Consider the following 5,248-nt stretch of genomic DNA (forward strand, 5'->3'; position numbering starts at 1 on the left):
ATCCAGCCGGCGCACCATTGCACCAGGGATAAAAATGTGGCGGGACGACCAAAGGCCGCCCCGCCCAGTCACGCCCCGGAGAATCATTCACTTTCCCGGGGTTCTGATCCTTAGACGTTGGGCGGTCCGCCCTCGATCTTCTGGATCATTTTCCGGATGTGAGATGCCTTCGTTGCGCGTGGCTTCATGATAGCAAGGCTCTTCAGGAAAGAGCCCCACTCAATCACTTTGATGTTTACATTTCGCACCCCCCACTGATCCATGGCAGCCTTGGAAGGCTTGTAGATGTCGATCGTCCCCGTGCCCACAAGCGCGGAGCCGTAATCATCTACCTCATAGACGCAAGGGTCGCCCTCAATCTGGAACTTTGTGCCGACGGGATACACTGACCAGTCCGCAGCAGCGCTGCGAACACTCCCGTATTTAAGGTTGCCGCCCGCGGCAGTTTTGGTGCCGTGCACGATGTGGTCGCTCTCGGTATGGGTGTAAGCGGTGGTTCTCACATTGTGGATGCGCTGAACCCGCTGTGTCGGCGAGGCTGTCGTGTTTGTCGTGCCAATGCAGGCGACGGAACCCGCGCAAAGCGCGGCCAGAGTGAGGAGGCTGGATTTCATCATAGGCGTTGATACTTGCTACAAGGGCCACCGTGTGGTTGGGCCACCTCATTCTCCCCCACCAGACGGGCCTCGACAATCCTAAGAACAGTCAGGGTGTTTACTGATGCTCGATGATAAAAATTTGCTCATACTTTGAACAAAACACCCTCTCCCATGTCTAAGGGGTCTTTCCAACCCAACCCCTTGAAATCGAACATTTTACCCCACTTCGCCCCCCGTTCCATTGACAATCCCGCCACATGAAATCCAGAGTGCCCGACTCGCCAGAAAATTAGCAATTTGGCACACCAAAACTCACAAACCCCTCTAGTAATTGCCTGAACCCTGTTCCACCCGTCGATTTTGCGTCCTAATCGTACTCCGGACGGCCTCCGAGGGACTTCCGCCTTGCAGCGGGCTTGGATTTTCCCTCTAATTCCGAAGGGATCGGCGAGTTTTAAGTTTGGCCCCGCGCCATCCACAAGTCCGGCACCCCACGGTTTTCGATTTCCTTTTCGTTATGAAGATGTCCCGCTTCTTTTCCCTCGCGTGTTGCGTTCTGACATCGGCCACCCTTCTCGCAGCCGCGAACGACGCACCGCGGGTGTGGACGGACAATCAAGGAAGGAAGGTGGAGGCCACCTTCATCAAACTGGAGAACGGCACGGTTTACATCCAGACTGCGGCAGGTGCGATCTTCAATCTGCCGCTGGACCGGCTTTCGCTGGAAGACCAGCAACTGGCGAAGACACTGAAACCGGCCGCGACTCTCATGGGGCAGCTGCCTGCGCTGGCTGACTCCGCCACCGTGGCCCAAGCCTCCGCCAGGATCGATCAGCTGGTGGAGATGGGCTGGCAGAGGGAGAACCTCAAACGCAGCCAGCCAGCCTCCGGGAAATCTGCCGATGGCGAGCCCAAAAGCGCGCAGCCTCCGATTACCGGCAATCCAGCGGCTTCCGACGAGCAATTCGTCCGCCGAGCCTTTTTGGACATCGTAGGCCGCATTCCGAGTTACGACGAGACGGTCACTTTCACCCGGAGCGGTGACGCCGACAAGCGGGCCAAGCTGGTCAACAAGCTCCTCGATTCCGAGGGCTACGTCAGCCACATGTACAATTACTTCGCCGAGATGCTGCGGATCAAAGACGACTTTGAGCGCAATCTGGTCCGCGGCACCGCCTACAGCCAGTGGGTGAAGCAGAACCTGCGGGAAAACGCTCCGTGGGACCAGATGGCGTACCAGATGCTCACCGCCACGGGCAAGATGTGGAGCAATGGGGCGGCAGGTTACCTCCTGCGCGATTCAGGCATGCCGCTGGACAACCTGTCCTACACCCTGCAGTTGTTTCTTGGCACCGATGTGGCTTGCGCCCAGTGCCACGACCACCCGTTTGCCGACTGGACCCAGCGCCAATTCTATGAAATGGCCGCGTTCTTCGGAAACACAGCCACCGAGATGGGTGCGGGCGACTTCCCTGGAGGCGATCCGGGAGAACGCCTGCTGAAGGAGGCGATGGCCCTGATGAAAAGCAAAGGAGTGGACGGCGAACAGTACCGTGGGCTCCTGGGTGACGTGATCAACGCCAACAAGTTCGCCGTGGTGGATCGCACGGAAAACCGCCTGACCCTGCCAGGCGACTACAAGTACAAGGATGGTAGCCCGGGCGAAAAAGTCTCCCCCAAGCTCATCATGTGGAGTGAGGCAGACGCCAAGAATCCCGCCTACCTGCTGGCCTCCACCATCTCCGCCAACAAGGGTGCCAAACCGCGCGAGATCTTTGCCCGATGGACCACCCACCCTTCCAATCCCCGCTTTGCCATGACCATGGCCAACCGTCTCTGGAGCAGGGCCTTCGGAAAAGCGTTGACGCCCTCTGTGTTGCACGTGGACAACCCGGACGAATCCTACAATCCAGAGCTGATCAAGCACCTCGCCTCTGAGATGGTCCGGCTGAAGTTCAACCTCAAGGAGTTTCAACGCATCGTTTTCAACACCCGGACCTATCAGCGTGAAGCCACCACAGCGGAGCTGCCCATGGGTGCCCCTTACTTCTTCCAGGGACCAGTGCTCCGCCGCATGACGGCAGAGCAGGCTTGGGATTCCTACATGACCTTGCTCCTCGGCAACCCCGATGGCGTCAAAAATCCCGATGCCGACCTCTATGGACGATCCATGGACGTAAACCTGGCCACCGTGAACGCCCAAACCCTTCTGCAAAAGGTGAGTGTCATGAACTCCCTCGGCGCGCGCAATGAGGCCCGCATGGGTGCCACACTCACCGACGCCGGCAGCAAGAACATGGACCCAAACAAGGTCATCGTGTTCGGCAACATGAAGTTGATGCGCGCCTCAGAGCTGGAACAGCCCGCTCCTCCAGGGCACTTCCTGCGCGAGTTCGGCCAGTCTGAGCGTTTCACGATCGACGGTGGCTCGAAGGATGGCAGCTCCCCGCAGGTGCTCATGATGATGAATGGCGGCGCTCAAAAGATGCTGACGAGCAAGGACTCCCTGATCGCCCGCAACATGGAGAAGGTGAAAAACCCACCCGACAAGGTGGAAGTCGTGTTTCTCAGCATTCTGAACCGCCACCCGAACTTCCGTGAAAAGGACATCGCCCGGAAAGCCTTTGCCGCTGAGGGCGAGGCCGCCTACGGCAACATCATCTGGTCGCTCATCAACGGGCGGGAGTTCAGTTTTGTGCAGTAGTTGAGGCGATTAGCTGGTCGGTCAGGACGACCGGACTACTCCCGAGGACCGCATCCGGCGTAGTCCGATGGTCCCCATCGGCTCAGTTCGCCACGCGAACGCTCGCCCAACCACCCACGCCTGTCCTCCACACCCAGCACGCCCACAGCATTTTCCCATTGCCTCAGGCAACTGATTTTGACATGCTCGCCACGTTGACTCGGTATTGAGCTTATTCCCCTCACTCCTATGAGCTACGAACTGAAAAAGGACAAGGCTGGCCAGTTCACCTTCAACCTCAAGGCTGGCAACGGGCAGGTGATCCTCACCGGACAAAGCTACGCCAGCAAACAGGGCGCACAGGATGGCATCGCCTCCGTTCGGACTCACGGGGCGACTGACGCCAACTTCGAACTGAAGACCTCCACCGCGGGGGAGCCGTTCTTCGTTCTCAAGGCCACGAATGGCCAGATCATTGGCAAAAGCGAGATGTACAGCTCCACCGCCGCCCGCGACAACGGCGTAGCTTCAGTCAAGACCAACAGTGCCTCCACCACGGTCAACGACCTCACGGGAGCCTGAGAGCCTTCTCTCTAGATGTGGAGCGGATCGGGGTTCAACTCCCCCCTGCTCTCTTTTGGGCCTGCCAACGGTGATCGCTGGTTACCTATGCTGGTGCCCCGGAGCCACGCCAGAGTGAATGCCCCCTCCAATGGAAAAAATGCCGGAGAAATTGCAGAAACTCGCCGCTGGCAGGTGCTTTGACCGAAATCTGACCGTCACCCGCAGGGATCCGATCGACACCCTCTAAGCGTGATGGACCTCTGGCGGCCGATTTGGTAATATAGGAAACCAACTTGCCAAAGGAGGCCGCCATGAGTGTGATGCTTGTACCGTTGGACTTTTCTGATGTCACCTCTCGCGTGATCGGAGTGGCCACCCAGATGGCCAAAGCGACCTGTGAGAGTCCCCTGCTGCTCCACGTCACGCCCCCCGAGCCACCCTACATAGGGTATGAGCCCGTGCCGGCCTCCACCCCATTCGCCGCCGAGGTGGATCCAGAGGTGGACCGTCTGCAGCTCGATCATTGGCGGGATCGCATCACCGGGCTGAACAGCAATGTGAGCACCCTTCAGATGCAAGGCCCTCCCACCGAGCAGATCCTGGCTGCCGCCGAGGAGCGACACGCCCGCATGATCGTGATGGGAACACACCGCCATACCGCCCTTCATGATGTGCTGCTGGGAAACGTGACTCATGGAGTGCTCCATCATGCCCGATGCCCGGTCACGGTGGTGCCTGCGGCACGCCCTCACCTGATTCCCACCACAGATGACCGCCTCATCCCTGGCACCACCCAGATTGACTCCATCCTCACGCTGGTGGATTTTTCGGATCTGACGGAGGCCGTCATCAGGCAGACCGAACTTCTGGCTCGGGCCTTCGACAGCCGAGTTACCATCCTGCATGTCATCCCGCCAGACCCTCTGGTGATTGACTTTGCGCCACCTCCCGGCACCGAAACGGAGGCGGAAGCCTACCAGGCAGATCTGAATCGGCTTAGGAAACAACTTGAAAGCGCAGGCCTCGAAGCCGTCACCCGGGAGGAGACGGGACCGGTGCTCGAAATCGTCAGACGGAAGGTGGATGAACTGGCTCCCGACTTGATCATCATGGGCTCCCACGGTCACGGAGCCCTCTACAATCTCTTCGTGGGCAGCGTCACCGCGGGCCTGCTTCATCATGCCACCTGCCCGGTCGTGGTCGTCCCACGGGCCAGCTATGAAGAGTTCCGGGTGAAACTCGCCTCCTGATCTAGGCGGAGACTGCATGACGTCGGCGTTGTTTTTTCTCCGCTTCCATTCATACTGCGCCCATGTCGCCGGGTGAGGCCCACGCAGCACTTGACCTAGCTACCCCGTTCACCCGGGAGCAACTGGAGACGGCTTATCACCACGCCCTGACC

At 59.1% G+C, this 5,248-nt stretch carries 4 protein-coding genes; 3 read left to right on the forward strand and 1 reads right to left on the reverse strand.

What is annotated here, in order from left to right; genetic code table 11:
* Positions 1–110 precede the first annotated feature (110 nt).
* The gene (locus tag BV106_RS27290; RefSeq protein ID WP_038170075.1) at positions 111–617 is read right to left on the reverse strand and encodes a 3D domain-containing protein; all 507 of its coding nucleotides are present in this window, start codon (positions 615–617) and stop codon (positions 111–113) included.
* A 505-nt stretch (positions 618–1,122) separates the two neighbouring features.
* On the opposite strand from BV106_RS27290, the gene BV106_RS27295 reads away from it, so the two are divergent.
* From BV106_RS27295 to BV106_RS36335, 3 genes are all read left to right on the forward strand, one after another.
* Entirely contained in the window at positions 1,123–3,303 is a 2,181-nt protein-coding gene (locus BV106_RS27295; protein WP_265596117.1) for a DUF1549 domain-containing protein, read from the forward strand.
* Positions 3,304–3,531: 228 nt separating this feature from the next.
* Positions 3,532–3,864 (forward strand): YegP family protein, encoded by a 333-nt coding sequence (locus BV106_RS27300; RefSeq protein ID WP_038170077.1) that lies wholly within the window; start codon positions 3,532–3,534, stop codon positions 3,862–3,864.
* Between the two features lie 293 nt (positions 3,865–4,157).
* Positions 4,158–5,096 (forward strand): universal stress protein, encoded by a 939-nt coding sequence (locus BV106_RS36335; protein WP_051946396.1) that lies wholly within the window; start codon positions 4,158–4,160, stop codon positions 5,094–5,096.
* Positions 5,097–5,248 lie beyond the last annotated feature (152 nt).

This window comes from Verrucomicrobium sp. BvORR106 (assembly GCF_000739655.1).
Taxonomy (GTDB): Bacteria; Verrucomicrobiota; Verrucomicrobiia; order Verrucomicrobiales; family Verrucomicrobiaceae; genus Verrucomicrobium.